Origin of the sequence: Acinetobacter sp. YH12233, assembly GCF_013417725.1 — a bacterium.
Lineage (GTDB): Bacteria > Pseudomonadota > Gammaproteobacteria > Pseudomonadales > Moraxellaceae > Acinetobacter.
In genome coordinates, this window is sequence record NZ_VPDK01000016.1 from 43,653 (window position 1) to 66,911 (window position 23,259).

The 23,259-nt window shown below is 44.1% G+C and carries 36 protein-coding genes; 35 read left to right on the top strand and 1 reads right to left on the bottom strand.

Annotated elements, in window-relative coordinates:
- Positions 1-108: 108 nt before the first annotated feature.
- The 30 genes from FTV12_RS08935 (at position 109) to FTV12_RS09080 (ending at position 16,373) form a co-directional block, all read left to right on the top strand.
- Complete coding sequence (locus FTV12_RS08935; RefSeq protein WP_180011199.1) at positions 109-843, top strand: type 1 glutamine amidotransferase; 735 nt, start codon at positions 109-111, stop codon at positions 841-843.
- A gap of 274 nt (positions 844-1,117) precedes the next feature.
- Positions 1,118-1,429 carry a 30S ribosomal protein S10 gene (rpsJ, locus tag FTV12_RS08940; RefSeq protein ID WP_000070912.1) on the top strand — a complete coding sequence of 104 codons (312 nt, stop codon included), beginning with the start codon at positions 1,118-1,120 and terminating at the stop codon, positions 1,427-1,429.
- 60 nt (positions 1,430-1,489) lie between these two features.
- The gene (rplC, locus tag FTV12_RS08945; protein WP_005233737.1) at positions 1,490-2,128 is read left to right on the top strand and encodes a 50S ribosomal protein L3; all 639 of its coding nucleotides are present in this window, start codon (positions 1,490-1,492) and stop codon (positions 2,126-2,128) included.
- 11 nt (positions 2,129-2,139) lie between these two features.
- Positions 2,140-2,742, top strand: coding sequence for a 50S ribosomal protein L4 (gene rplD, locus FTV12_RS08950; protein WP_004786925.1), 603 nt, complete (start codon positions 2,140-2,142; stop codon positions 2,740-2,742).
- Positions 2,739-3,059: a 50S ribosomal protein L23 gene (gene rplW, locus FTV12_RS08955; protein ID WP_004786923.1), complete on the top strand. Its 321-nt coding sequence runs from the start codon at positions 2,739-2,741 to the stop codon at positions 3,057-3,059. The genes rplD and rplW overlap by 4 nt, the downstream gene beginning before the upstream one ends.
- 11 nt (positions 3,060-3,070) lie before the next feature.
- On the top strand, positions 3,071-3,895 hold the full coding sequence (rplB, locus tag FTV12_RS08960) for a 50S ribosomal protein L2 (RefSeq protein ID WP_005233738.1): 825 nt from the start codon (positions 3,071-3,073) through the stop codon (positions 3,893-3,895).
- A gap of 19 nt (positions 3,896-3,914) precedes the next feature.
- Complete coding sequence (rpsS, locus tag FTV12_RS08965; protein WP_004673001.1) at positions 3,915-4,190, top strand: 30S ribosomal protein S19; 276 nt, start codon at positions 3,915-3,917, stop codon at positions 4,188-4,190.
- 11 nt (positions 4,191-4,201) lie between these two features.
- Positions 4,202-4,531, top strand: a complete 330-nt coding sequence (rplV, locus tag FTV12_RS08970; protein ID WP_001982638.1) for a 50S ribosomal protein L22 — start codon at positions 4,202-4,204, stop codon at positions 4,529-4,531.
- Position 4,532: 1 nt separating this feature from the next.
- On the top strand, positions 4,533-5,285 hold the full coding sequence (gene rpsC, locus FTV12_RS08975) for a 30S ribosomal protein S3 (protein ID WP_004786918.1): 753 nt from the start codon (positions 4,533-4,535) through the stop codon (positions 5,283-5,285).
- A gap of 3 nt (positions 5,286-5,288) precedes the next feature.
- Positions 5,289-5,702, top strand: coding sequence for a 50S ribosomal protein L16 (rplP, locus tag FTV12_RS08980; protein ID WP_004786917.1), 414 nt, complete (start codon positions 5,289-5,291; stop codon positions 5,700-5,702).
- On the top strand, positions 5,702-5,899 hold the full coding sequence (rpmC, locus tag FTV12_RS08985; protein ID WP_004786915.1) for a 50S ribosomal protein L29: 198 nt from the start codon (positions 5,702-5,704) through the stop codon (positions 5,897-5,899). Before rplP ends, rpmC begins: the two co-directional genes overlap by 1 nt.
- A complete protein-coding gene (gene rpsQ, locus FTV12_RS08990; RefSeq protein WP_004786913.1) occupies positions 5,896-6,153 on the top strand; it encodes a 30S ribosomal protein S17 in 258 nt (85 codons plus the stop codon). The genes rpmC and rpsQ overlap by 4 nt, the downstream gene beginning before the upstream one ends.
- A gap of 91 nt (positions 6,154-6,244) precedes the next feature.
- The gene (gene rplN, locus FTV12_RS08995) at positions 6,245-6,613 is read left to right on the top strand and encodes a 50S ribosomal protein L14 (RefSeq protein ID WP_001982634.1); all 369 of its coding nucleotides are present in this window, start codon (positions 6,245-6,247) and stop codon (positions 6,611-6,613) included.
- Between the two features lie 9 nt (positions 6,614-6,622).
- A complete protein-coding gene (gene rplX / locus FTV12_RS09000) occupies positions 6,623-6,940 on the top strand; it encodes a 50S ribosomal protein L24 (RefSeq protein ID WP_004786911.1) in 318 nt (105 codons plus the stop codon).
- 16 nt (positions 6,941-6,956) lie between these two features.
- A complete protein-coding gene (rplE, locus tag FTV12_RS09005; protein WP_004786908.1) occupies positions 6,957-7,493 on the top strand; it encodes a 50S ribosomal protein L5 in 537 nt (178 codons plus the stop codon).
- A gap of 9 nt (positions 7,494-7,502) precedes the next feature.
- Positions 7,503-7,808 (top strand): 30S ribosomal protein S14, encoded by a 306-nt coding sequence (gene rpsN, locus FTV12_RS09010; RefSeq protein ID WP_004786907.1) that lies wholly within the window; start codon positions 7,503-7,505, stop codon positions 7,806-7,808.
- A 12-nt stretch (positions 7,809-7,820) separates the two neighbouring features.
- The gene (rpsH, locus tag FTV12_RS09015) at positions 7,821-8,216 is read left to right on the top strand and encodes a 30S ribosomal protein S8 (protein WP_004786905.1); all 396 of its coding nucleotides are present in this window, start codon (positions 7,821-7,823) and stop codon (positions 8,214-8,216) included.
- Positions 8,217-8,229: 13 nt separating this feature from the next.
- Positions 8,230-8,763, top strand: a complete 534-nt coding sequence (gene rplF / locus FTV12_RS09020; protein WP_004786903.1) for a 50S ribosomal protein L6 — start codon at positions 8,230-8,232, stop codon at positions 8,761-8,763.
- 14 nt (positions 8,764-8,777) lie between these two features.
- Entirely contained in the window at positions 8,778-9,128 is a 351-nt protein-coding gene (gene rplR, locus FTV12_RS09025) for a 50S ribosomal protein L18 (RefSeq protein ID WP_004281497.1), read from the top strand.
- A gap of 2 nt (positions 9,129-9,130) precedes the next feature.
- Positions 9,131-9,628, top strand: coding sequence for a 30S ribosomal protein S5 (rpsE, locus tag FTV12_RS09030; protein ID WP_004786901.1), 498 nt, complete (start codon positions 9,131-9,133; stop codon positions 9,626-9,628).
- 6 nt (positions 9,629-9,634) lie between these two features.
- Positions 9,635-9,811 carry a 50S ribosomal protein L30 gene (gene rpmD / locus FTV12_RS09035; RefSeq protein WP_004786899.1) on the top strand — a complete coding sequence of 59 codons (177 nt, stop codon included), beginning with the start codon at positions 9,635-9,637 and terminating at the stop codon, positions 9,809-9,811.
- A gap of 3 nt (positions 9,812-9,814) precedes the next feature.
- Positions 9,815-10,255 (top strand): 50S ribosomal protein L15, encoded by a 441-nt coding sequence (gene rplO / locus FTV12_RS09040; RefSeq protein ID WP_004786897.1) that lies wholly within the window; start codon positions 9,815-9,817, stop codon positions 10,253-10,255.
- A gap of 45 nt (positions 10,256-10,300) precedes the next feature.
- Complete coding sequence (secY, locus tag FTV12_RS09045; RefSeq protein WP_171505548.1) at positions 10,301-11,620, top strand: preprotein translocase subunit SecY; 1,320 nt, start codon at positions 10,301-10,303, stop codon at positions 11,618-11,620.
- Between the two features lie 20 nt (positions 11,621-11,640).
- Positions 11,641-11,757, top strand: a complete 117-nt coding sequence (gene rpmJ / locus FTV12_RS09050; RefSeq protein WP_000867907.1) for a 50S ribosomal protein L36 — start codon at positions 11,641-11,643, stop codon at positions 11,755-11,757.
- 107 nt (positions 11,758-11,864) lie between these two features.
- Complete coding sequence (gene rpsM / locus FTV12_RS09055; protein WP_004786893.1) at positions 11,865-12,221, top strand: 30S ribosomal protein S13; 357 nt, start codon at positions 11,865-11,867, stop codon at positions 12,219-12,221.
- A 19-nt stretch (positions 12,222-12,240) separates the two neighbouring features.
- Positions 12,241-12,627 carry a 30S ribosomal protein S11 gene (gene rpsK, locus FTV12_RS09060; protein WP_001040166.1) on the top strand — a complete coding sequence of 129 codons (387 nt, stop codon included), beginning with the start codon at positions 12,241-12,243 and terminating at the stop codon, positions 12,625-12,627.
- Positions 12,628-12,639: 12 nt separating this feature from the next.
- The gene (gene rpsD / locus FTV12_RS09065) at positions 12,640-13,266 is read left to right on the top strand and encodes a 30S ribosomal protein S4 (protein ID WP_004786890.1); all 627 of its coding nucleotides are present in this window, start codon (positions 12,640-12,642) and stop codon (positions 13,264-13,266) included.
- A 16-nt stretch (positions 13,267-13,282) separates the two neighbouring features.
- On the top strand, positions 13,283-14,290 hold the full coding sequence (locus tag FTV12_RS09070; RefSeq protein ID WP_004786889.1) for a DNA-directed RNA polymerase subunit alpha: 1,008 nt from the start codon (positions 13,283-13,285) through the stop codon (positions 14,288-14,290).
- A gap of 18 nt (positions 14,291-14,308) precedes the next feature.
- Entirely contained in the window at positions 14,309-14,674 is a 366-nt protein-coding gene (gene rplQ, locus FTV12_RS09075) for a 50S ribosomal protein L17 (RefSeq protein ID WP_004786886.1), read from the top strand.
- A 208-nt stretch (positions 14,675-14,882) separates the two neighbouring features.
- A complete protein-coding gene (locus FTV12_RS09080) occupies positions 14,883-16,373 on the top strand; it encodes an NAD(P)/FAD-dependent oxidoreductase (protein WP_180025509.1) in 1,491 nt (496 codons plus the stop codon).
- 48 nt (positions 16,374-16,421) lie between these two features.
- On the opposite strand, the gene FTV12_RS09085 is transcribed toward FTV12_RS09080, so the two are convergent.
- Positions 16,422-17,594 (bottom strand): acyl-CoA dehydrogenase family protein, encoded by a 1,173-nt coding sequence (locus FTV12_RS09085; protein WP_180011203.1) that lies wholly within the window; start codon positions 17,592-17,594, stop codon positions 16,422-16,424.
- Positions 17,595-17,776: 182 nt separating this feature from the next.
- Here FTV12_RS09085 and FTV12_RS09090 point away from each other — a divergent pair, with 182 nt between their 5' ends.
- From FTV12_RS09090 to FTV12_RS09110, 5 genes are all read left to right on the top strand, one after another.
- On the top strand, positions 17,777-18,034 hold the full coding sequence (locus tag FTV12_RS09090; protein ID WP_034590267.1) for a succinate dehydrogenase assembly factor 2: 258 nt from the start codon (positions 17,777-17,779) through the stop codon (positions 18,032-18,034).
- Positions 18,027-18,413, top strand: coding sequence for a hypothetical protein (locus FTV12_RS09095; RefSeq protein WP_104425690.1), 387 nt, complete (start codon positions 18,027-18,029; stop codon positions 18,411-18,413). The genes FTV12_RS09090 and FTV12_RS09095 overlap by 8 nt, the downstream gene beginning before the upstream one ends.
- Before the next feature lie 545 nt (positions 18,414-18,958).
- Entirely contained in the window at positions 18,959-19,999 is a 1,041-nt protein-coding gene (locus FTV12_RS09100; protein WP_004786877.1) for a hypothetical protein, read from the top strand.
- A gap of 72 nt (positions 20,000-20,071) precedes the next feature.
- A complete protein-coding gene (rrtA, locus tag FTV12_RS09105; protein WP_180011205.1) occupies positions 20,072-20,644 on the top strand; it encodes a rhombosortase in 573 nt (190 codons plus the stop codon).
- A 177-nt stretch (positions 20,645-20,821) separates the two neighbouring features.
- Positions 20,822-23,104, top strand: a complete 2,283-nt coding sequence (locus FTV12_RS09110) for a TRAP transporter large permease subunit (protein WP_180011208.1) — start codon at positions 20,822-20,824, stop codon at positions 23,102-23,104.
- Positions 23,105-23,259: the final 155 nt, after the last annotated feature.

A 23,259-nucleotide genomic window follows, 5' to 3' on the forward strand; every position in this document is an offset into this window, starting at 1 on the left:
TTGCTGCCAGTTATGTTGTGAAATGTTGAAAAAATTGACATTGCTAAAAAGTTGGCTTCATTTTTGCAAAACCTAAAATCAGAGAGCTACAACAAAAGGTTTAGGCGCATGAAGTCGCAGTTAAAAGTACATTATTTTCAGCATATTGCTGGCGAGGGTTTTGGTAGTTGTATTGATTTTTTAAAGCAGCATCAGGCGCAAATTACTGCGACTGAATTCTTTGCTTTACCCGTCGATCGTCCACTCGATATAGAAGCTTTACCAGCAGTTGAAGAAGTTGATTTGCTGATCATCATGGGAGGCACCATGAGTGTCAATGATGAGGCAAATTATCCATGGCTCAAGATCGAAAAACGCTGGTTACGCCGTTATCTTTCTCAAGGCAAACCGGCGATTGGCCTATGTTTAGGTGGGCAGCTGATTGCCAATGCCTTGGGTGCGGCCGTCAGCCGTAACCAGGAGCAGGAGTTAGGCTGGACCACGGTACGCAAAGTCGCGCATGTACCCGAGGATTGTTTTATTTTACCTGAACAGTTTGAAATTATGCAGTGGCATAGTGAAACCTTTGAACTACCTAAAGGGGCAATTCATCTGGCAGAAAATGAAGCCTGTCGTAATCAGATGTATCAACTCGGCAAGAATGTCTTGGGGTTCCAGTTTCATCCGGAAATCACCCCGGAAACTTTAAAGCTGTTTTTGGAAAATGAAGAAGAAATTTCACAATTTTCTGGAAAATATGTACAGAACATCCAACAACTGAAAAGAACAACCAAAAATAATTTTATCCAAGGAAATCAAATACTAAATCAAGCTATTCAGTATGTTTTGGAAAAAACAGCCTAGTGAGTAAAAAATAAACAATTGATTTCCCGAATAAATTGAAATACAGCAAGAAAAACCGTAAAAGGGATTTGCTTATGCAATAAACAATGGCTATAATAAGCGACCCTTCGAGAGGAAGGGGGTTAACTGCGAAGAAAGTAGTTAACTATCGTTACAGTCGTGGCATCGATCACGACCTTAGTGATATTTCACTGCTCTTGACACTTGCCTTAAAATAGTGGGGTGAGATGCGTCAAGAGTGATTCTTTATATATTTGGCTTGGAGTTAACTGGTATGTCTAACCAGAGAATTCGTATCCGTCTTAAGTCTTTTGATCACCGTCTTATTGATCAATCAGCTCAAGAAATCGTAGAAACAGCAAAACGTACTGGCGCACAAGTTTGTGGTCCAATTCCAATGCCTACACGCATTGAACGTTTTAACGTTTTAACATCACCACACGTTAACAAAGATGCGCGTGACCAATACGAGATCCGCACTTACAAACGTTTGATCGACATCGTTCAACCTACAGACAAAACTGTAGATGCATTGATGAAGTTAGATCTTGCAGCTGGTGTTGATGTTCAGATCGCATTGGGTTAAGGCTTTCGGGTTAATTAACGCTCTAAGTTAATTAGGCCGCTTTTTTAGAGGTTTATGCACATGGCTATTGGTTTAGTCGGTCGCAAGTGCGGTATGACACGTATCTTTACAGATGCTGGTGTTTCTGTGCCTGTTACAGTGATTGAGGTTGATCCTAACCGCATCACTCAAATCAAAACGCTTGAAACTGATGGTTATCAAGCGATTCAAATCACTACTGGTGAACGTCGCGAATCTCGCGTAACTAACGCTCAGAAAGGTCACTTCGCGAAAGCTGGTGTTGCTGCTGGTCGTCTGGTTCAAGAATTCCGCGTTTCAGAAGCTGAGCTTGAAGGTCGTGAAGTTGGCGCTACTATCGGTGTAGATCTGTTCACAGTGGGTCAAATTGTTGACGTAACTGGTCAGTCTAAAGGTAAAGGTTTCCAAGGTGGTGTTAAGCGTTGGAACTTCCGTACTCAAGACGCTACTCACGGTAACTCTGTTTCTCACCGTGTTCTAGGTTCTACAGGTCAAAACCAGACTCCTGGTCGCGTGTTCAAAGGCAAAAAAATGGCTGGCCATTTAGGTGCTGAACGCGTAACTGTACAGGGTCTTGAAATTGTATCTATCGACGCAGAACGTTCAGTTCTAGTAGTTAAAGGTGCGATTCCTGGCGCTACTGGTGGCGACGTAACTGTTCGTCCTACGATCAAGGCCTGAGGGGAAATAACGTGAATTTAAATACTGTTTCCGGCTCTGCTGTTGAATTATCAGAAGTTGCGTTCGGTCGTGAATTTAATGAAGCTCTTGTACACCAAGTTGTTACAGCTTACTTAGCTGGTGGTCGTCAAGGTTCTAAAGCTCAGAAATCACGTGCAGACGTTTCTGGCGGTGGTAAAAAACCATTCCGTCAAAAAGGTACTGGCCGCGCTCGTGCTGGTTCTATTCGTAGCCCAATCTGGGTTGGCGGTGGTAAAACTTTTGCTGCTCGTCCACAAGACTGGTCTCAAAAAGTAAACCGTAAAATGTACCGCGGTGCTATGCAATGCATCCTGGCTGAACTTGTTCGTCAAGATCGCTTAGTTCTAGTTGAAGAGTTTGCTGTTGCAGCTCCAAAAACTAAAGAATTGCTTGCAAAACTTAACGACTTGAATGCTACTCGTGCATTGATCGTTACTGATGCTGTTGATGAGAACTTGTATCTAGCTGCTCGTAACCTTCCACACGTTGATGTGGTTGATGCGACTGCAATCGATCCTGTTAGCTTGATCGCGTTCGATAAAGTTGTTATGTCTGTAGCTGCTGCTAAGAAAATTGAGGTAGAACTCGGATGAACAACGAACGTTTATATCAAGTCCTGCAAGGACCTGTTTTCTCAGAAAAAGCACAAGTTTTAGGTGAAACTGCTGGTGTTCAAGTATTCAAAGTTGCACTTGATGCAAACAAGCTTGAAATCAAAAAAGCAGTGGAACAATTGTTTGGTGTAGAAGTTGTTAAAGTTAACACTACGATCACTAAAGGTAAAACTAAACGCTTTGGTAAAACATTAGGACGTCGTTCTGATGTTAAAAAAGCATACGTCACCCTGAAAGCTGGCCAAGATGTTGAAATGGCTGACTTGGGCGATGCCGCTGAAAGCGCAGCGGAATAAGGACGAAAACTATGCCTATTCAAAAATGTAAGCCAACGTCTCCAGGACGTCGCTTTGTAGAGAAAGTGGTTCATGATCACCTTCACAAAGGCGCGCCTTATGCTCCACTAGTTGAAGCTAAAAAACGTACTGGCGGCCGTAATAACAACGGTCACATTACGACTCGTCACGTTGGTGGCGGTCACAAACAACACTACCGTTTAATCGACTTCAAACGTAACAAAGACGGCATCCCAGCTGTAGTTGAGCGTATTGAATACGATCCAAACCGTACTGCGCACATTGCGTTGTTGAAGTATGCTGACGGTGAACGTCGCTACATCATCGCGCCTAAAGGTTTACGCGCTGGTGATTCAGTTCAATCTGGTAACGATGCTCCAATCCGTCCAGGTAACTGCTTGCCACTTCGCAACATGCCTATCGGTTCTACTCTTCACAACATCGAACTTAAAATCGGTAAAGGCGCGCAGTTAGCTCGTTCAGCTGGTACTTCTGTTCAGTTGTTGGGTCGTGACGGTTCCTACGCTATCGTTCGTCTTCGTTCAGGCGAGATGCGTAAAATTCATGTTGAATGCCGCGCTGTGTTAGGTGAAGTATCTAACTCAGAAAGCAACCTTCGCTCACTAGGTAAAGCTGGTGCATCACGCTGGCGTGGTGTTCGTCCTACCGTTCGTGGTATGGCGATGAACCCAGTTGATCACCCACACGGTGGTGGTGAAGGGCGTAACAAAGGTATTCAACCTGTAAGCCCATGGGGTCAAAAAGCTAAAGGGTACAAAACACGTACCAACAAGCGTACGACTAAGATGATTATTCGCGACCGTCGCGTTAAGTAACAAGTAAAGGAATCTGACAATGCCTCGTTCTCTGAAAAAAGGCCCATTCGTCGATGCGCACTTGTTCGCTAAGGTTGAAGCGGCTATCGCGGCTAATAACCGTAAGCCGATCAAAACTTGGTCGCGTCGTTCGATGATCCTCCCGGATTTTGTTGGTTTAACAATTTCTGTACACAATGGCCGTAACCATGTTCCAGTGATCATCTCTGAACATATGGTTGGACACAAGCTTGGTGAATTTGCACCGACTCGTACCTACCGTGGTCACGGTGTTGACAAGAAATCTAAACGTTAATAGGTGCTATGATGGAAGTAACTGCTAAATTACGCGGTGCCGCTATCTCGGCACAAAAAGCTCGTTTGGTTGCAGATCTTATCCGCGGCAAATCTGTTGCGCACGCTCTTAACATCTTAAACTTCAGCAACAAAAAAGCTGCAGTATTGGTTAAGAAAGCGTTGGAATCTGCAATTGCAAACGCTGAACATAATAACAGTTTAGATGTAGACGACCTTAAAGTTTCTACGATCTACGTTGATGAAGGCATGAGCCTGAAACGTATTATGCCACGTGCTAAAGGCCGTGCAGATCGTATTACTAAGCGTACTTGTCACATCACCGTTAAGGTAGGGGTTTGATATGGGTCAGAAGGTTCATCCAATCGGTATCCGCCTAGGTGTTGTGAAACGTCATAACGCTAACTGGTATGCGAGTCCGAAACAATACGCTGAATACTTGCTTAAAGATTTGCAAGTTCGTGAGTTTTTAACTAAAAAACTTAAGAATGCAATGATCAGCAATATTCTTATCGAACGTCCAACAGGCGCTGCTAAAGTAACTATTAGCACTGCTCGTCCTGGTATCGTAATCGGTAAAAAAGGCGAAGACATTGAGAAATTACAACGCGAATTAACATCTATTATGGGTGTTCCTGCGCAAGTAAGTATCAACGAAATTGATCGTCCAGACTTAGACGCGCGTCTAGTTGCTGAAGCTATCGCTTCTCAATTGGAAAAACGTGTAATGTTCCGTCGTGCTATGAAGCGTGCGGTTCAAAACACTATGCGTGCTGGTGCGAAAGGTATCAAAGTAGAAGTTTCAGGCCGTTTAGGTGGTGCTGAGATTGCTCGTACTGAATGGTATCGTGAAGGTCGTGTACCTCTACATACTCTTCGTGCAGATATCGACTACGCGACTATGCGTGCTGAGACTACTTACGGTACGATTGGTGTTAAAGTTTGGATCTTCCGTGGCGAGATCTTGGGTGGCATGAAACAAGTCATGAACCCAGCTCCAGCTGAAGAACGTCCAGCTAAACGCGGTCGCGGTCGTGGTGAAGGTCAAGAGCGTCGTGGTCGTCGCAATGATCGTTCTGCTGAAAAAGGAGAATAATCCATGTTGCAACCTAAACGTACTAAATTCCGTAAGGTGCAAAAAGGCCGTAACACTGGTCTAGCTCACCGCGGTAGCTCAGTATCTTTTGGTACTATCGCACTTAAATCAATCGAACGTGGTCAAATGACTGCACGTCAAATTGAAGCAGCGCGTCGTACAATTAGCCGTCGTATTAAACGTGGTGGTAAAATCTTTATCCGTGTATTCCCGGACAAGCCAATTACTTCTAAACCACTTGAAGTGCGTATGGGTAAAGGTAAAGGTTCTGTGGAATACTGGGTTTGCCAAATCAAACCAGGTAAAGTCTTGTACGAAATTGATGGTGTTAACGAAGACCTAGCTCGCGAAGCGTTCACGCTTGCTGCTGCTAAACTTCCGTTTAAAACCACTATCGTGACTCGGACGGTAATGTAATGAAAACTAAAGATCTACGTGAAAAGTCGGTAGAAGAGTTGACAGCTTTGCTTGATGAGCAACAGCTAAACCAATTCCGTCTTCGTATGGCGAAAGCAACTGGTCAATTGGGTAAATCGCACGAAGTGCAATTGACTCGCAAGACTATTGCTCGTATCAAGACCCTCCTTACCGAAAAACAGGGGAACGGACAATGAGTGAAAATACAGTCCGCACGTTAACAGGCAAAGTAGTAAGCGACAAGATGGAAAAATCTATCGTTGTTCTTATCGAACGCCGTGTTCAACACCCGTTGTATGGCAAATCAATCCGCCGTTCAACAAAATTACATGCTCATGATGAGAACAACACAGCTAAAGTTGGCGACGTTGTAACCATTAAAGAAAGCCGCCCAATGTCTAAAACTAAGTCATGGACTTTAGTTGAAGTTGTTGAAGCAGCTGCTGAGTAATTAACGTTCTTGTTGCATCATCGGTCAATTTCGAGTACTCTTTGAGCCTTTCGAAATTGTGACCGGTGATGCTCGGTTTTGGAGTAGGGCAATGATTCAGACCGAAACTATGCTCGACGTAGCAGACAACAGTGGTGCTCGCCGCGTACAATGTATTAAAGTACTTGGTGGTTCACATCGTCGTTATGCTTCTGTTGGCGACATTATTAAAGTTACTGTAAAAGAAGCAATTCCACGCGCACGTGTTAAAAAAGGTGACGTGATGAATGCAGTAGTTGTACGTACAAAATTCGGTATCCGTCGTCCAGACGGTTCAGTGATTCGTTTCGACGATAACGCTGCTGTTATTTTGAACAACAACAAAGCGCCGATTGCAACTCGTATTTTCGGACCAGTGACTCGTGAACTTCGTACTGAACAGTTCATGAAAATTATTTCATTGGCTCCTGAAGTTCTATAAGAGGCGATCATGGCTAAGATTAAAAAAGGCGATCAAGTAATTGTGATCGCAGGTAAAGAAAAAGGCAAACAGGGTACTGTTCTGTCTGTTTCTAATGACCGCGTTAAGGTTGAAGGCCTTAACTTGGTGAAGAAGCATCAAAAGCCGAACCGTGTTACTGGCGCTGAAGGCGGCATCGTAACTCAAGAAGCTTCGCTTCACATTTCAAACGTGGCAATTTTTAATGCTACAACCCAAAAGGCTGACCGTGTTGGTTACCAAACGATTGACGGCGTGAAAACTCGCGTATTCAAATCTAATGGTGAATCAGTGGCGGTAGCGAAGTAATAGGTTGAAAAAGGCAATGGCCAGACTTAAAGCACGTTACAACGACGAACTTAAAGCTCAATTAAAAGAACAATTGGGAATTAAGAATGTGATGGAGATCCCTCGCATCACTAAAATCACTATCAACATGGGTGTTGGTGCAGCTTCTGCTGACAAGAAACTCCTTGATGGTGCTCTTTCTGATATGCAAGCTATCGCTGGTCAAAAACCAGTTCTTACGTTAGCTCGTAAATCTATCGCTGGTTTCAAAATCCGTGATGGTTGGCCGATTGGTTGTAAAGTTACTTTACGCGGCGAACGTATGTACGAATTCTTAGACCGTCTGATCTCGATTGCGATTCCTCGTATCCGTGACTTCCGTGGTTTCTCTGCGAAATCATTTGATGGTCGTGGTAACTACTCAATGGGTCTTAAAGAACAGATCATGTTCCCTGAGATCGATTTTGACAAGATTGACCGTATTCGTGGTATGGACATTACCATCACTACGACTGCTCGCACCGATGACGAAGGCCGTGCGCTAATGCGTGCATTCGGCTTCCCGTTCAAATAAGAGGTCGAAATGGCTAAGAAAAGTATGATTAATCGCGAATTGAAACGCGAAGCTACTGTTGCTAAATACGCTGCAAAACGTGCTGAATTAAAAGCAATTATTGCAAACGTAAATGCTTCAGATGAAGAACGTTTCGATGCGATGATGAAATTACAGGCATTACCACGTAATGCATCTCCAGTACGTCTACGTAACCGTTGTGGTTTAACTGGTCGTCCTCATGGTTACTTCCGTAAGTTCGGCTTAAGCCGTAACATGGTACGCGATAAAGTAATGCAAGGTGATGTACCTGGCGTTGTTAAGGCAAGCTGGTAAGGAGCACTATAAATGAGTATGCAAGATACCGTTGCCGACATGCTAACACGTGTTCGTAACGCACAAATGGCAAAGAAACAAACTGTTTCTATGCCTAATTCTAAGTTGAAAGTTGCGATTGCTAACGTACTTCAACAAGAAGGTTATATTTCAAACGTAGAAGTTGCTGAAGTTGAAGGCAAAGCAACTCTTACTTTGACTTTAAAATATTTTGAAGGCAAGCCAGTTATCGAAACTGTGAAACGCGTAAGCCGTCCAGGTCTACGTCAGTATCGCGGTAAAGATGCACTTCCAAGCGTTAAGCAAGGTTTAGGTATTGCAATTGTTTCTACAAGCAAAGGCATCATGACTGATCGCGCTGCACGTGCTGCAGGCGTTGGTGGTGAAGTTATTGCTTTTGTTTCTTAATAGGTGATTCCTCATGTCTCGTGTGGCTAAAGCCCCAGTAACTGTACCTAACGGTGTAACAGTTACTCAGAACGGCCGGCAGGTCGAAGTGAAAGGCAGCAAAGGTACATTGTCTTTCAACCTGCATGCGCTGGTCGAGCTAAAACAGGAAGACGGTACTCTAGTTATTGCTCCTAAAGCTGAATCTAAAGACGCTTGGATGCAAGCTGGTACTGCTCGCGCTGTGCTTAACAACCTTGTAAAAGGTGTAAGCGAAGGTTTCGAACGTAAGTTACAACTTATCGGTGTTGGTTATAAAGCTGCGGTTAAAGGTAACGTTGTTAACCTTAACCTTGGTTTCTCTCACCCGATCGACTATACGCTTCCTGAAGGTGTAACTGCTGAAACTCCAACTGCAACTGAAATCGTACTTAAATCTGCTGATAAAGCAGTTCTAGGTCAAGTCGCTGCAGATATCCGTGGTTACCGTCCACCAGAGCCTTATAAAGGTAAAGGTGTTCGTTATTCTGACGAAGTTGTACTTCGTAAAGAAGCTAAGAAGAAATAAGGCGCGAGGTTCTTATGAACGAAAAGAAACAATCCCGTTTGCGTCGTGCGAAAAGCACACGCTTGCACATCCGTGCATTGGGTGCGACTCGTTTGTGTGTAAACCGCACTCCGCGTCACATCTATGCTCAAGTTATCTCAGCAGATGGTGGCAAAGTATTAGCGCAAGCTTCTACTCTAGACGCTACTTTACGTGCGGGTACTACTGGTAACGTTGAAGCAGCTCAAAAAGTAGGTGCTTTAATCGCAGAACGCGCTAAAGCAGCTGGTGTTACTAAAGTTGCATTTGACCGTTCTGGTTTCAAATATCATGGTCGTATCAAAGCCTTGGCTGATGCTGCCCGTGAAAACGGCTTGGAGTTCTAATCATGGCTAAAGTTGAACAAAACGAAGGTCTTGTTGAAAAGCTGGTTGCCGTTGATCGTGTAGCCAAAGTTGTTAAGGGTGGTCGTATCTTCTCTTTCACAGCATTAACTGTTGTGGGTGATGGTAATGGTCGCGTAGGTTTTGGTCGTGGTAAAGCGCGTGAAGTTCCAGCTGCTATTTCTAAAGCACTTGAAGCTGCTCGTCGTAACATGATTACTGTTGACCTTGTTGATGGTACTGTTCAGCACCCTATCAATGCTCGTCACGGTGCAAGCCGCGTTTACATGCAACCTGCTTCTGAAGGTACTGGTGTAATTGCTGGTGGCGCGATGCGTGCAGTTTTAGAAGCTGTTGGCGTACGTAACGTATTAACTAAATGTTATGGCTCTACAAACGCTGCTAACGTAGTAAACGCGACTTTTAATGGTTTGCGTGATATGACTTCTCCTGAGAAAGTTGCTGCGAAACGTGGTTTAACAGTAGAACAAATTCAAGGGTAATCAATCATGAAAACGATTAAAGTTACCCAGACTAAATCTGCATCGCACCGCTTGAAAAATCACAAGCTGAGCCTGAAAGGTTTAGGTCTGCGTCGTATTGGTCATACTGTAGAAGTGCAAGATACGCCTTCTAACCGTGGTATGATCAACCAAGTCTACTATATGGTTAGTGTAGAGGAATAAGCCATGACTCTGCGTTTAAATACAATTGCACCTGCAGAAGGTGCTAAGCGTGACAACCTTCGTCTAGGTCGTGGTATCGGTTCTGGCGTTGGTAAGACTGGTGGTCGTGGTATCAAAGGTCAAAACTCACGTAAGAGCGGTGGTACTCGTCCAGGTTTCGAAGGTGGTCAAACTGCACTTTATCGTCGTTTGCCTAAATTCGGTTTCACTAGCCAATTGGCTTTGAAAACTGCTGAAGTACGTTTATCTGAGCTTGCTAAAGTTGAAGGCGACATCGTGTCTCTTGAAACTTTAAAAGCTGCGAACGTTGTACGTAAAGACATGACTCGTGCTCGTATCGTACTTTCTGGTGAAATTACTCGTGCATTCACTGTACAAGGTGTTGCATTGACTAAAGGCGCTAAAGCTGCTGTTGAAGCTGCTGGCGGTAAAGTCGAGGAGTAATCCCCAGTGTCTATGACTCCTAGTTCTTCAGGTCATGTCAACATGATGAAAGGCCAACCATTTCATGTGAAATACCGTGAAATTATTCGTCGAATGATGTTTCTCATTGGTGCGTTGTTGGTGTTTCGACTAGGAGCGCATATTCCAGTACCAGGGATTAATAATGCCGCGCTAGAAAATCTGTTTAATGCAAACCAAGGTACCATCCTTGGTTTGTTTAACATGTTTTCGGGTGGTGCATTAGAGCGAATGTCGATTCTTGCTTTAGGGATTATGCCATACATCTCTGCATCGATTATTGTGCAGTTAATGTCTACAGTGGTTCCATCGCTCGAAGCTTTGAAAAAAGAAGGCGAGCAGGGCAAACGTAAGATTAACCAATACACACGACAAGGCACGCTGTTCCTTGCACTTGTGCAAGCAATTGGTATGTGTGCTGGCCTGATCAGCCAGGGAATTACCCTGACCTCTGGTCTGGCTTTTTATGTTCCTGCGGTGACCTCTTTGGTTGCGGGGACCATGTTCTTGATGTGGCTGGGTGAACAGATTACCGAGCGTGGGGTGGGCAATGGTATTTCCATGATCATCTTCGCAGGTATCGTTGCAGGATTGCCGACTTTAGTTATGCAGTCTCTAACTTCAGTTGATAATGGCCAGTCTAGTCTAATTGGATTAGCAATTTTTGGTCTGTTATCGATTGCTGTACTTGCAGCGATTGTGTTTATCGAGAAGGCGCAACGTCGTATTCCGGTGAACTATGCTCAAAAGCAGCAGGGACGTCGTGTATTTACTGCACAGCAAACGCACTTGCCATTAAAAATTAATATGGCGGGTGTAATTCCGGCAATTTTTGCCAGCTCTTTACTTTTGTTCCCAGCGAGCTTAGGTCAATGGGTTGGTAGTTCGGATCCAAGTGCAGGAATTATCAAGCGTAGTCTACAAGACTTGGCATTGGTGTTATCGCCTGGTCAGCCGTTGTATTTGGTGCTCTTTGGTGCGTTAATTATCTTTTTCTGTTACTTCTATACAGCACTGGTATTTAGTCCTAAAGAAGTGTCAGAGAACTTGAAACGCAGCGGAGCTTACGTGCCTGGTATTCGTCCAGGTGAGCAAACTGCTCGTTACTTAGATCATATTCTCAATCGTTTGACCTTTATTGGCGCGATATACATCACTGTCATCTGTTTAATGCCGATGATTCTGCAAAGCTCTTTTGGTATTCCATTTAGCTTGGGTGGAACATCGTTGCTGATCGTGGTAGTGGTGGTGATGGACTTTATGGCTCAGCTTCAAGCACATCTCACCTCGCACCAGTATGACAATCAAACGTTAATGAGAAAAACGACTGCTCATCCTAAGGGATAAGCGCACTTAGAGGTTTCATCATGAAAGTACAAGCTTCTGTAAAGAAAATTTGTGGTAGCTGTAAAGTTATCCGTCGTAATGGGGTTATCCGCGTAATTTGTAGCGCAGAACCTCGTCATAAGCAGCGTCAAGGTTAATCTGATCAAGACCTGTTGATTTCAGTAGGCGAATTGGGTTATTATCCGCCCCTCAAGATTTTTGTGGGGCGGTTGATTATCTCTACTGCCTTTTTGGAGAAAATTGAATGGCTCGTATTGCCGGTGTAAACATTCCGGATAACAAGCATGCTGTTATCTCTCTAACGTACATCTTTGGTATTGGTCGCCACACTGCTAAGTCAATCTTAGCTGCTGCGGGTATCCCAACTACTACTAAGATCCGTGAATTAGATGACGCTCAGCTTGATGCGATTCGTGCAGAAATTGCCAAGGTTCCGACCGAAGGTGATTTACGTCGCGAAATTTCCATGAACATTAAACGTTTAATGGATTTAGGCTGCTACCGCGGTCTTCGTCATCGTCGCAGCTTGCCTGTCCGTGGTCAACGCACCAAAACTAACGCACGTACCCGTAAAGGTCCGCGCAAACCAATTAAGAAATAAGATTTCTGGAAGCTAAAAGATGGCTAAAGATACTCGCACACGCAAGAAGGTCACTCGTACCGTCTCTGAAGGTGTTGCACACATTCACGCTTCTTTTAATAACACCATTGTGACTATTACCGATCGTCAAGGTAATGCACTGGCTTGGGCCACTTCAGGTGGACAAGGCTTCCGTGGATCACGTAAATCAACTCCGTTTGCTGCTCAGGTAGCTGCTGAAGTTGCTGGTAAAGCTGCTTTAGATTACGGTTTGAAAAACTTGGACGTCCTTGTGAAAGGTCCTGGTCCAGGTCGTGAGTCTGCGGTTCGTGCATTAGGTGCAGTGGGTTATAAAATTAACAGCATTACCGATGTGACTCCAATCCCTCACAACGGTTGCCGTCCACCTAAAAAACGTCGCGTGTAAGGAGAAACATTCATGGCTCGTTATATTGGTCCAAAATGCAAACTCTCTCGCCGCGAAGGGACAGACCTGCAATTAAAATCTGGCGTTAAACCATTTGACGTCAAAACTAAAAAACACGCTAAAGCTCCTGGTCAACATGGTGGAGCTCGTGGCGGTAAACAATCTGAGTACTCACTACAATTACGTGAAAAACAAAAAGTACGTCGTATGTACGGTGTTTTAGAGCGTCAATTTAGTAACTACTACAAAGAAGCTGCTCGTGTTAAAGGCGCAACTGGTGAAAACCTGTTGAAATTGCTCGAAAGCCGTCTTGATAACGTTGTTTATCGCATGGGTTTTGGTTCTACACGTGCAGAAGCTCGTCAGTTAGTATCTCACCGTTCAATCACTTTAAATGGCCGCCGCGTTAACATCGCGTCTATCCAAGTTAAAGCTGGTGACGTGATTGCAGTTCACGAAGGCGCTAAACAACAATTACGTATCAAAAACGCAATTGAATTAGCTGCTCAACGTGGCATTCCTTCTTGGATGGAAGTAGATCATTCTAAACTAGAAGGTACGTTCAAAGCTGCACCGGATCGTTCTGATTTACCTGCTGAAATCAACGAAAGCTTGATTGTAGAATTGTATTCTAAATAATCCTTGAGGTAGCAATATGACGCGTACTGCAAATGAGTTTCTAACTCCGCAAGCGATCAAGGTCGAAGCGGCAAGCGGGACCTCGGCAAAAGTTATTCTAGAACCCTTAGAGCGTGGCTTTGGTCATACTCTGGGCAATGCTTTACGTCGCATCCTTCTTTCTTCTTTACCTGGCGCTGCTGTGGTAGAAGTTGAGATTGAAGGTGTTGAGCACGAGTACAGTACTTTGGAAGGCTTGCAGCAGGACATCGTCGAGCTCTTGCTGAACCTAAAAGGATTGTCTATTAAGCTGTTCGATCAAAATGAAGCTTATTTAACATTAGAGAAACAAGGTCCAGGCGACGTAACTGCGGCTGACCTTCGTTTACCTCATAATGTTGAAGTGGTTAACCCTGAACACTTGATCGGCACATTAAGTGCATCAGGCAATCTTAAGATGCGCCTGAAAGTGGCTCAAGGCCGTGGCTATGAGACTTCTGACTCACGTTTCCCAGAAGGCGAGACTCGCCCAGTGGGTCGTTTACAGTTAGATGCATCTTACAGCCCGATCAAACGTGTGTCTTACACAGTGGAAAACGCTCGTGTAGAACAACGTACTGACCTTGATAAACTGGTCATTGATCTTGAAACCAACGGTACAGTTGATCCTGAAGAAGCAATCCGCAAAGCGGCAACAATCTTGCAACAACAAATTGCAATCTTTGTTGATCTTCAGAAAGATCAAGCTCCTGTGGCTCAAGAACCTCGTGAAGAAGTTGATCCAATTTTGCTTCGTCCAGTAGATGATCTAGAGCTAACTGTTCGTTCTGCTAACTGTTTGAAAGCAGAAAACATTTACTACATTGGTGATCTTGTACAGCGTACTGAGGTTGAGTTACTTAAAACTCCTAACCTTGGTAAAAAATCGCTTACTGAGATCAAAGATGTTCTGGCTTCCAAAGGCTTACAACTCGGCATGCGTTTAGAGAACTGGCCACCAGCTAGTCTCCGTATGGACGATCGTTTCGCCTATCGTAGCCGTTAATTAAGTAGGACTATCACCATGCGTCATCGTAATAGTGGTGTGAAATTAGGCCGTACAAGCAGTCATCGTAAAGCGATGTTCCAAAACATGGCTAACTCTTTGTTCGAGCACGAGTTGATCAAAACAACTGTGCCTAAAGCAAAAGAATTACGTCGTGTTGCTGAGCCTTTAATCACTTTAGCTAAAGTCGATACAGTAGCAAACCGTCGTTTGGCGTTTGCTCGTACTCGTTCAGCTGCAACTGTTGGTAAATTATTTACCGTTCTTGGCCCTCGTTACAAAGAGCGTAACGGCGGTTATCTACGTGTTCTTAAAGCGGGCTTCCGTGCAGGTGATGCTGCACCGATGGCTTACGTTGAGCTAGTAGATCGCGAAGTTAACTAATTTCGTGTAGAGCAGCAAACGTTGTTCGAAAAGGTCGGTTGAATAAACCGGCCTTTTTTAATGCCTAGCATTTACCCATTATCAGGCTGTTTAGAAATTTGTTCTTAAAAGATAAAAAAATAATCACTTTTATTTAAACTTGACATTGTGTATTGTCAATTTTGTGCTTTAATAAAAATATATGACAATGCTCAGGAAAAAGAAGAATATGGAAAAGCAAGTTGATATTTTAATTATAGGCGCGGGGATCTCTGGAATTGGTCTGGCAGCCCATCTTTCTAAACATAGTCCTCAACGCTCATTCGAAATTATTGAACGTCGTGAAAGCTTTGGCGGTACGTGGGACCTGTTTAAATATCCGGGTATCCGTTCAGATTCGGATATGTCGACTTTTGGTTTCAACTTCAAGCCGTGGAAAAAAGAAAGTGTATTGGCTTCCGGCTCGGCAATTAAAAATTATCTTGCAGAAGTGGTTCAGGAATTTAACTTGAGCTCAAAAATTCATTTTCAACATCGCGTCGTTAGTGCCAATTATGATTCAGCGACACGTAAATGGTCAGTCGTAGTTGAAAATGCTCAGGGCAAAAAGCAGACCTGGATCGCTAACTTTGTTCTTGGCTGTACCGGTTACTACAATTATGATCAAGGCTTCCAGCCGGAATTCCCGAATCAGGAAGCATTCAAAGGTACATTCATTCACCCGCAGCATTGGCCTGAAAATCTGGACTATAGCGGAAAAAAAGTAGTCATTATTGGCAGTGGTGCAACAGCGATTACATTGGTTCCTGCCATGGTTAAAGGCGGTGCAGGGCATGTGACCATGTTACAGCGCTCTCCAACCTATATCGCGTCAGTGCCTTCGATCGATATGATTTACTCAAAAATGCGTAAATTATTGCCTGAAGATGTGGCCTATAAGCTGACCCGTGCGCGTAATATCGGCGTGCAGCGTGGTATCTATGCACTCGCACAAAAACAGCCAAAACTACTGAAAACATTATTATTAAAATCTGTACAGTTCCAGCTGAAAGGAAAAGTGGATATGAAACACTTTACCCCAAATTATGAACCTTGGGATCAGCGCCTATGTGTAGTGCCAGATGGGGATTTATTCAAAATCCTGCGTGAAGGTCATGCATCTGTAGAAACAGATCATATCGAGAAATTTACTGAAACTGGGATTCAGCTGAAATCAGGTAAACATCTGGATGCGGATATTATTGTGTCTGCTACTGGTTTAAATATTCAGATTCTGGGTGGTATTCAGGCCACGATGGATGGCAAGCCTTTGGATACGTCGAAGCATATGCTGTATCAAGGGGTCATGGTCAGTGATGTACCGAATATGGCGCTGATTATTGGTTATATCAACGCTTCCTGGACCTTGAAAGTGGACATTGCCGCAGAATATATCTGTCGTCTTCTCAATTATATGGATCACCATGGTTATGATGAAGTGATTCCAGAAGGGGATGCCACCGAGTTGCTGGAAGATACGGTGATGGGAAGTCTGACTTCAGGCTATATTGCCCGTGCCGCAGATGTAATGCCGAAACAGGGTAAGCATGCGCCTTGGAAAGTATCCAATAATTATCTGGCGGACCGTAAAGAGCTGAAAACTGCATCTTTTGAAGATGGAGTATTGAAATTTAAATCGAAATCCAGTGCTGTGCCAGCCAAGCCAAGATTGGTGTCTTAAGTAGAGGCATAGATAAAAGGAGTACCTGATGTACTCCTTTTTTACAAATTAGAGGGATCTGGAAATTAGTTCCTTCATGATTTCATTGGTCCCTGCATAAATGCGGTTCGCGCGATTATCCAGATACGCTCGTGCAATCGGATATTCCAGCATATAGCCATAACCGCCATGCAGTTGCAGGCATTCATCAACCACTTTGGTATACAGTTCAGAAATTTTGTATTTGGCAGCTGCAGCGGCATCAATTCCCAATTCCTGATTAAGCTGTAGTTGCATACAACGGTCCAGATAAGCTCGGCAGATTTCAATTTCGGTACGCAGTTCTGCCAGTTTAAAACGGGTATTTTGAAAAGCGCTGATCGGTTTGCCAAAGGCTCGACGTTCTTTGGTGTATTTTACCGTATGTGCGAATGCCGCTTCTGCCCCTGCCTGACATATGATGGCCACAATTAACCGCTCCCAAGCCAGTTCTTTCATCAGCATCATAAAACCCATGCCTTCCTGACCTAGCAGGTTTTCTTTAGGCACACGGACATTGTCAAAGAACAGTTCACAGGTATCCTGACCTTTCATGCCGATTTTATTTAAGGGTTTACCTTTACTAAATCCTGCACGATCTGCTTCGACCATAATCAAAGAAAGATTGGCAGAGCCTTTCTCACTATGACCCGTCTTACATACCGCAATTGCCGTATCACAAAGATAGCCATTGGTAATGAAGATTTTAGATCCATTAATCACATATTCATCGTCTTCTAACACTGCACTGGTGCGTACTGCCTGCAGGTCGGAGCCAGTTCCAGGTTCGGTCATCGCAATTGCCGTGACCACTTCACCTGTAGCCATTTTCGGGAGCCATTGCTGCTTTTGTGTTTCATTGCCAAAGTTCAGAATATAATTGGCCACGATATCGGAGTGCAGTGAAAATCCTGTCGCAGAGTCGCCTGCATAGGCCTGTTCCTCGATCAGGATCATACTGTATAAACGATCCACCCCTGAACCGCCATAAGCTTCAGGCATCGTGGCACAGAGAAGGCCAAGTTCACCGGCTTTATTCCAGAGCTCACGATCGATATGCTGTTGCTGTTCATATTTTTCTGTATGAGGAATCACTTCCTTTTCATAGAATTTACGGACCATCTCCCGAAAGGCTTCATGTTCATCATTGAAAAGCTGACGTGGCAGCATGCTGGCCAATGGACGGATCGCGCTCGAATGCATCTTATAATTTCCTTATTGTGATGTTTTATTTAACTTAAGATAGAGCAGACGAGGGAACAATGAGCTGAATGTTCAAATCTGGAGAATCTGCTGATGCTTTTGGTCATTTGTATGAAATACCTCGAAATTCAGCAATGGCTTAAGGTAAACTACTCAGGTTTGTAACGAGTTGGGAAAATTCGATGACTGATGACATCACCTTAGAAGAGCGCAAAGTGATTTATCGCGCGCGTCGTGGCTTGAAAGAGATCGATGTATATTTTGATCCCTACGTGAAAAACTATTATCTCACTGCTGATCCCTTCGAAAAACAGATGTTTGCTGAGCTGGTTGCACAGGAAGATCCAGACCTGCTGGACTGGTTTATGGAAGTGTCTGAACCCCCACGCCCTGAATTAAAAGATTTTATCAAGAAGCTTAAATTTTACGTTCATGGATAATCGTTGTTTCAAGCTGAAACGCAGCAAGTGTGCGCTGGTGTTTCAGCTTTTTATTTTTGCTGTATTGATGTTCCTGCTGTATCAGTTATTGCCTATGGCGATTTGGCTGGTTTGTGGTGTCATCGGATTGGTCATCTATCAGTTGTTTTATCGTAAGACACCGCACATTGAGCAGTTTGAATATCTGGATGGACGTGAATGGTCGCTGACAGCAGCTGCGCAAGGCACACGGCGAGTGTTGATCAGTCACGTGATTGATCACCAAGCTTATATCGTGGTGTATTTCCAGCATGCAAAAGCACGTCCGTTGCTCATCTGGTGTGACCAGTTGCCTTTTAAACAATGGAAGTCTTTGAAAGTTTTGACAAAAATACTTTAATTGTCCGACAAATGACATTCCAAAATTTTAAATAAATTCATTAAAAATAAAGATTTATCCGCTAACCCCGCTTGAATTGTCAGACAAAAAATTATATTTCTCTGCAAAAACAATAAATTGTCTGACAATTTTTCAGCTGCTTTTTTTATAAGCAGGTACATTTAAGTCACCAACAGCGAACCCAGGAGATCATGATGGAATTTCCAATGTGGATGTTTTTGATCGTTGCGATTGTGATGGCCCTGGTCATAGGACGGCTGGGAACGGTGCTGAAGGACAGATTTTCACCTAAATAACAGAATTAAGCTCGAGAACCTATTTTCTTCTCGACTTGCCAAGTTGATAAGTAGCATGTGCTGAACCGTCGCAATGCTACTTTTTTTTGCCCAAAATTTGGGATTTTATCTACTACAGTCAATTGCAGCTGGGCAATTTAATGGCAAAGTGTCTGGTCTAAATTAGAGTAAATACTCTTTTATTCGTTATATGCTTCTGATATGTTTAGCAGAATAATGGACATAATCACAATTATAGAGGACAGGAAAATGTCGAGCGTCCGAAAAATATGCCAAGGTATGGCGACCATTGCAATAACAACAACAGTTCTAACAGGATGTTCTCAGGTCATTAAAACCGGTGCCAATGTGGCGCTGGGCTTCACTGAAAAGCATATTGTTCCACCAATCCTGGCGATGGATGATGCCGAGATGGTGTGTAATTCCGGGAATTCTTTAACACCAGCCATCATGTCGACCAAGGAAATGGGGGCTGATCCGACTCGTGTTGCGGTACTGATGTACTCCGCAGCGGGGATTTGTGCCGAGCAGAAAGCGCTGGATGCAGAGCTACGGTATCTGCGTGCTTCTAAAGTCAATCAGGTGACTGAAGCTCAGGATGCGCGGATTGAGCAGAAACGGTGGGCTGCACTGGCTGCACAACGTCAGTACACGGGTTATCAGTTATTCCAGACCCGTTATGAGAAAAAATATAAAAAAGCGCTGGGTGAAGGCTGTCCACGCATGAACAGTGATATTGAACAGACAGTTTATCTGCTGGGCATGCTGAGTGGCTTGCAAGCCATGACCAATGACATTAACTCGGGTGGGGCTGTACAAGTACCTAAAGATATTGCGGCTGTGGTTGAGCGTGGCATGACCTGTCTGGATAATACCAAATTCTGGGGCGCGCCAAATGCAACCCGTGCTGTGATCTGGACTTTATTGCCAGGGGCAGGTGATGGAAAACCTGATCCTTACCAAACTCTGAAACAGTCAGTACAAATCGGTGAGCAAAAAGGTGTACGTTTATCACATGCCTTATATGCTGTAGCGGCACAGGCCAGTGGGGATGATGCCAAAATTCGTGATGCGTTAAGAACCTTTGATCAGGCACGTAGTGATGAAAAGCCAGTCAATCCTCAGTTCAAGCTGATCGACAGTATGGCTGCCATTATGGTGAATGGTATTTCTGACCGTTACTGGACTGAAAATACCGGTATTCGTAGTGCAGATGATGGCATGCAGACCTTCTGGGATGAAACAGATAATTCTTCAGAACTGGATGATCTGTTTAGCGCTGACCTATAATTTAATGAAAAATTAAGTGAATGATGCTCATAGAGGTCATTTTCAATATGCTGAAAGGAGTTCAAGGAGCCGATGCAAGATCAACATCTTCGACGAAAAATTATTTTTCTGGCGGCTTTTGTCTCTCTTTCAGCGAGTTTGCAAATCTTTAACGATGCTTTCATCTACTGGCAGGAAAGCCTGCTCGGAGAATTCTGGCGGCTCTGGACTGCGCACTGGGTGCATGTCGGCTGGGCCCATTATTTTCTGAATATCCTTGCCTTTATCTGTTTACCTTTCATTTTTCCCCGTGCATCTGTGTGGCATTTCGTCTCGATTCTTTTGATTCTGCCGCCGTTGATCAGCCTGAGTTTTTATTTTTTCCTGCCAAATATTGAAGCATATGCAGGACTATCCGGGGTATTACATGGGGCCTATGTCGCAGTCGCCTGCGTGCATCTACTTTATCAGCGTGAACGTGGGTTTGCCGTAATGGTATTATTTTTAATCTTTGCCAAACTGATTTGGGAAAATACCATTGGAAATCAGGAAACTGCACAACTTATCGGCAGTCCGGTACTGGTCGAAGCGCATTTATTAGGGGTGATCTGGGGAGTGGTAGTCGCATTGCTCTATATCTTGGGCAATTATGTCCAGGATAGCTGAAACTGTTGGCAGAAAAGACAAAAAGAAAAGATAAATTGTCATTTTTATTCTGCTGATTTTCATGCAGAGTCAAAACAGAAAATAATGATACTGACCCTTGTAAAGGAATTTTCGGGGCAGACAGGAAGACCAGCGCTTAAAAGAATGTAAGGCGCGAAAACAAGAATAGGAAAATACATGCACAACGATAATCAAAACAGATCAGGATTAGGTCTGTTACGTTATATCTGGACAGAGTGGATCTCGACCTTTGTCGTGCTCATCTTGCTCTTACTGACCTTAGTGATTGGAACCGGGGAAATGATTCATGGTCAGTTACTGCGTATGGGCGAGCGTCTGTATGGTGATCCGGCGACAGGCATGCAATATTCGTTTTTGCGTGCTGAACCGAAAGCACCACAATGTGATCGTAATATTAATGTCGATCAAAAAGTTCAGGAGCAGATGAAAGCAGATGCCGCCGATGAATATGCCGATTTCTTCGGTGTACGTTCTGAAGCGGATGTGCGTGCTGCAGTGATGCAGGCACAACAGGTTTGTGAAGAGTCTTACCAGTTCTATGACAAGGCGATAACGCATATTGAAGCGCATCCAAGTATTCGTGCCTATCGCAGTTTTGAAACTTCATTCTTTGGCATTTTCAAGTTCGGGACTGAAAACCGTGCCTTGCTGCTCATCATTATGGTGGTATTTGCTGCAATCAGCGCGACATTGAAAACCCATCATATTGGTCTACGTAGTCCAGCCACTCGTATCGACTTTAAAGTCTATTCTGTGGCGATGCTGATCGCGAACAGTTTCCTGGTCTATTCTTCCTATAGCCAATATATGTCGGTGCTGAATTCCGGGGTGCCAATGGGAGACATGAAGTATGTCTACTGGCTATGGATGATTCTCTTTGGGACATTGACCCTGATCAGTTTGTATCAAGTCATTAAGCCACCTCAGGCGACCCGAGAAGGGGGCAGTTTCGGGCTGGCTTTCTTAAGCGTGCCACTGTATGCCTATATGGCCATCAGTACCGGATTTAACTTTGTCTTCTTGATGGATTACCCGATGGGTCAGGGCATCTATCTGGGGCAGTTGGTTGAATTTTCGAGTATCTTCCTAAATCTGGCCTTATTTATCTGGGCCGGTATGTTGCTGAAACAAACCCGTGTCGTAGACATGTTCCTGAATATCCTGCGTCCATGGAATCTGGCACCAGAAACCTTGACCTGGTTAATCCTGCTGGCAGCTGCACTACCAACCGCTTATACCGGTGCATCTGGGATTTTCGTGATTGCTGCAGGTGCGATCATTTATAAGGAAGTCTGGAATGCCGGTGGTCGCCGTCAGTTTGCCTTGGCAGCAACAGCGATGTCCGGTTCACTCGGTGTGGTGCTTCGTCCATGTCTACTGATTGTTGTGGTTGCTTCACTGAACAAGGAAGTGACGACAGATATGCTGTATCACTACGGTGTCTATGTCTTCCTGCTCAGTTCAACATTGTTCCTGATCATTTCGCTATTCTTTGCTGAAAGCAAGTTCCGTATTGCTGCACCTGGTCTGGCTTCACCACAGTCTGCACGTGCCTTTGTAAATGTGATTCCTTATATTGTGATTTTCATCCTGATCTGGCTGTTCTACAAATATGCTTTATCTACAGATCTGAATGAATTTACTGCACCTGTCATGATGCCAGTCATTCTGTTGATGATCGTGCTATTTGATAAGTTACGTCATGAGCCTGCACCATTACCACCAGTAGGGCATTGGGATGAAACCTTAACCACAACCTTAGGTTCAGGAAATACGCCTGCAATGGCGACTGCAGGTACAGCCATTAATGCTGAATATCGTGAAGCAGACCATGTTGAGCAGCAGGGCGGTGAGCTGGCTGTAGATCATGGTGTAAAACGTTCGACTGCGGTTGAAAGTTTACGTCATGTCGGCTTCTGGAAATCATTACACATTTCGACCAGTGAAACGGTTGGACACATTGGTGCGCTGGTGATTCTGATGGCACTATCTGTCAGTGTGGGCGGCCTGCTGGAACGTATGGAAATTATGGAAGCGTTCCCGACAGATATTAGCAGTACCATTCTGGTGATTTCCATGATTGTTGGCCTGATGGTGTTCGTTGGCATGATTATGGACCCATTCGGCGCAGTGATCCTGATTTCAGCAACGGTTGCACCAGTCGCCTATCAGTATGGAATTCATCCGGTACATTTCTGGATGATTACCTTGATTGGTTTCGAGTTGGGTTATGTGACACCACCAGTTGCTCTGAACCATCTGTTGGCAAGGCAATCCATTGGTGATGCTGAGGTGGCCGAGGCGGATGCAGAAGTTCGACATAAGTCCTTTTATTACCGTTATGAGCGCTGGATTTTACCGATGATTGTGTTACTGCCAGCGATGCTGATCATTGCTTATGTGCCTTATGTATTTAAGCTCTTCGGCTGGTATCAGTAATTTAAGCAAATAAAAAAAGCACCTTCGGGTCATTGCTGTCCCACAATTTTTCACAAGAGGAAGCTCAAATGAGCTTCCTCTTGTTTTATGGGTATTTTATCGGGTGAAAATAAAGCTTTTAAAGTTCTTCTTTCAAACAAATTCACTTGAATTAT

Excerpts from the sequence above, each read along its gene's own strand:
- rplF (WP_004786903.1), top strand. The coding sequence starts at position 8,230 with ATGTCTCGTGTGGCTAAAGCCCCAGTAACTGTACCTAACGGTGTAACA.
- rplN (WP_001982634.1), top strand. The coding sequence starts at position 6,245 with ATGATTCAGACCGAAACTATGCTCGACGTAGCAGACAACAGTGGTGCT.
- rplP (WP_004786917.1), top strand. The coding sequence starts at position 5,289 with ATGTTGCAACCTAAACGTACTAAATTCCGTAAGGTGCAAAAAGGCCGT.
- FTV12_RS09100 (WP_004786877.1), top strand. The coding sequence starts at position 18,959 with ATGTCGAGCGTCCGAAAAATATGCCAAGGTATGGCGACCATTGCAATA.
- rplQ (WP_004786886.1), top strand. The coding sequence starts at position 14,309 with ATGCGTCATCGTAATAGTGGTGTGAAATTAGGCCGTACAAGCAGTCAT.
- rplX (WP_004786911.1), top strand. The coding sequence starts at position 6,623 with ATGGCTAAGATTAAAAAAGGCGATCAAGTAATTGTGATCGCAGGTAAA.
- rpsK (WP_001040166.1), top strand. The coding sequence starts at position 12,241 with ATGGCTAAAGATACTCGCACACGCAAGAAGGTCACTCGTACCGTCTCT.
- FTV12_RS09080 (WP_180025509.1), top strand. The coding sequence starts at position 14,883 with ATGGAAAAGCAAGTTGATATTTTAATTATAGGCGCGGGGATCTCTGGA.
- FTV12_RS09085 (WP_180011203.1), bottom strand. The coding sequence starts at position 17,594 with ATGCATTCGAGCGCGATCCGTCCATTGGCCAGCATGCTGCCACGTCAG.
- FTV12_RS09110 (WP_180011208.1), top strand. The coding sequence starts at position 20,822 with ATGCACAACGATAATCAAAACAGATCAGGATTAGGTCTGTTACGTTAT.
- FTV12_RS09090 (WP_034590267.1), top strand. The coding sequence starts at position 17,777 with ATGACTGATGACATCACCTTAGAAGAGCGCAAAGTGATTTATCGCGCG.
- rplC (WP_005233737.1), top strand. The coding sequence starts at position 1,490 with ATGGCTATTGGTTTAGTCGGTCGCAAGTGCGGTATGACACGTATCTTT.
- rpsH (WP_004786905.1), top strand. The coding sequence starts at position 7,821 with ATGAGTATGCAAGATACCGTTGCCGACATGCTAACACGTGTTCGTAAC.
- rplB (WP_005233738.1), top strand. The coding sequence starts at position 3,071 with ATGCCTATTCAAAAATGTAAGCCAACGTCTCCAGGACGTCGCTTTGTA.
- rrtA (WP_180011205.1), top strand. The coding sequence starts at position 20,072 with ATGCAAGATCAACATCTTCGACGAAAAATTATTTTTCTGGCGGCTTTT.
- rplR (WP_004281497.1), top strand. The coding sequence starts at position 8,778 with ATGAACGAAAAGAAACAATCCCGTTTGCGTCGTGCGAAAAGCACACGC.
- rpsJ (WP_000070912.1), top strand. The coding sequence starts at position 1,118 with ATGTCTAACCAGAGAATTCGTATCCGTCTTAAGTCTTTTGATCACCGT.
- rpsS (WP_004673001.1), top strand. The coding sequence starts at position 3,915 with ATGCCTCGTTCTCTGAAAAAAGGCCCATTCGTCGATGCGCACTTGTTC.
- rpsC (WP_004786918.1), top strand. The coding sequence starts at position 4,533 with ATGGGTCAGAAGGTTCATCCAATCGGTATCCGCCTAGGTGTTGTGAAA.
- rpmC (WP_004786915.1), top strand. The coding sequence starts at position 5,702 with ATGAAAACTAAAGATCTACGTGAAAAGTCGGTAGAAGAGTTGACAGCT.
- rpsD (WP_004786890.1), top strand. The coding sequence starts at position 12,640 with ATGGCTCGTTATATTGGTCCAAAATGCAAACTCTCTCGCCGCGAAGGG.
- rplE (WP_004786908.1), top strand. The coding sequence starts at position 6,957 with ATGGCCAGACTTAAAGCACGTTACAACGACGAACTTAAAGCTCAATTA.
- rpsQ (WP_004786913.1), top strand. The coding sequence starts at position 5,896 with ATGAGTGAAAATACAGTCCGCACGTTAACAGGCAAAGTAGTAAGCGAC.
- rpsE (WP_004786901.1), top strand. The coding sequence starts at position 9,131 with ATGGCTAAAGTTGAACAAAACGAAGGTCTTGTTGAAAAGCTGGTTGCC.
- rpmJ (WP_000867907.1), top strand. The coding sequence starts at position 11,641 with ATGAAAGTACAAGCTTCTGTAAAGAAAATTTGTGGTAGCTGTAAAGTT.
- FTV12_RS09070 (WP_004786889.1), top strand. The coding sequence starts at position 13,283 with ATGACGCGTACTGCAAATGAGTTTCTAACTCCGCAAGCGATCAAGGTC.
- rpmD (WP_004786899.1), top strand. The coding sequence starts at position 9,635 with ATGAAAACGATTAAAGTTACCCAGACTAAATCTGCATCGCACCGCTTG.
- rplW (WP_004786923.1), top strand. The coding sequence starts at position 2,739 with ATGAACAACGAACGTTTATATCAAGTCCTGCAAGGACCTGTTTTCTCA.
- FTV12_RS08935 (WP_180011199.1), top strand. The coding sequence starts at position 109 with ATGAAGTCGCAGTTAAAAGTACATTATTTTCAGCATATTGCTGGCGAG.
- secY (WP_171505548.1), top strand. The coding sequence starts at position 10,301 with ATGAAAGGCCAACCATTTCATGTGAAATACCGTGAAATTATTCGTCGA.
- rpsN (WP_004786907.1), top strand. The coding sequence starts at position 7,503 with ATGGCTAAGAAAAGTATGATTAATCGCGAATTGAAACGCGAAGCTACT.
- rpsM (WP_004786893.1), top strand. The coding sequence starts at position 11,865 with ATGGCTCGTATTGCCGGTGTAAACATTCCGGATAACAAGCATGCTGTT.
- rplV (WP_001982638.1), top strand. The coding sequence starts at position 4,202 with ATGGAAGTAACTGCTAAATTACGCGGTGCCGCTATCTCGGCACAAAAA.
- rplO (WP_004786897.1), top strand. The coding sequence starts at position 9,815 with ATGACTCTGCGTTTAAATACAATTGCACCTGCAGAAGGTGCTAAGCGT.
- FTV12_RS09095 (WP_104425690.1), top strand. The coding sequence starts at position 18,027 with ATGGATAATCGTTGTTTCAAGCTGAAACGCAGCAAGTGTGCGCTGGTG.